General features: G+C 43.8%; 2 protein-coding genes. One reads left to right on the top strand and one right to left on the bottom strand.

Annotated features, from left to right (window positions below; translation table 11 throughout):
* The coding region (erpA, locus tag AB4653_RS24980) for an iron-sulfur cluster insertion protein ErpA (RefSeq protein WP_372105573.1) at window positions 1-238 on the bottom strand (238 nt) is incomplete at its 3' end.
* A 296-nt stretch (window positions 239-534) separates the two neighbouring features.
* Between erpA and AB4653_RS24975 the strand changes: the two genes are divergently transcribed.
* The coding region (locus tag AB4653_RS24975; RefSeq protein WP_372105572.1) for an aminotransferase class III-fold pyridoxal phosphate-dependent enzyme at window positions 535-796 on the top strand (262 nt) is incomplete at its 3' end.

Below are 796 nucleotides of genomic sequence, written 5' to 3'. Positions count from 1 at the left end.
CCATTAAGTACTGTAGGCTCATTGGGTCAACAACCAGCGTCACACCGCTATTTACAATGGTAGTGTCGCCATCATTTACTTTTTCATCAAATGTGAAGCCGTACTGGAAGCCACTACAACCGCCGCCTGTAATGTATACACGCAGTTTTAGCTCTGGGTTTTCTTCTTCAGCAATTAGCGTTTGTACGCGGGTAGCTGCTGCATCAGAAAAGGACAATGGGATATTTACTTCGCTCACGACAACCTCTCTTACCTGTGTCAAAAACAACATGATACAAATCTAAATCGAGACCATAGTTGTTGAGTATTTTCTTATATTCTGGTGATTATCTAATACCTGACTGAAACGTTCAAGTATTCACCACAGGATCGTTCCTTTTACTGCTGTAAACTCGCTAATATCTGACAATTAAAACGCGTAACCACACAAAACAACCAGATTCGGGTGATTATATCAGCGAAGGCATTCCTAGTTGGATTCCGGATAGGTACAATGCGTGCCAATTGGTCCGACAGTCAAAAGAGGATATATCAATGACCAAATCAGCAGAGCTGTACGAAAAAGCACAGCAAACTATTCCTGGTGGCGTAAACTCTCCAGTTCGTGCATTCAATGGCGTAGGTGGTTCTCCTATCTTCGTTGAACGCGCTGATGGCCCACTTATTTTTGATGCTGATGGTAAAGCATATATCGATTACGTTGGCTCTTGGGGTCCAATGATCCTTGGTCACAACCACGTTGTTATTCGTGACGCTGTTACTGCAGCAGCTCAACGCGGCCTTAGCTTTGGTGCTC

This window comes from Vibrio sp. 10N.222.48.A3 (assembly GCF_041475345.1).
Taxonomy (GTDB): Bacteria; Pseudomonadota; Gammaproteobacteria; order Enterobacterales; family Vibrionaceae; genus Vibrio; species Vibrio tasmaniensis_A.
Note: the sequence above shows the minus strand (reverse complement) of the source record. Positions and strands in the feature narration are given on the sequence as shown.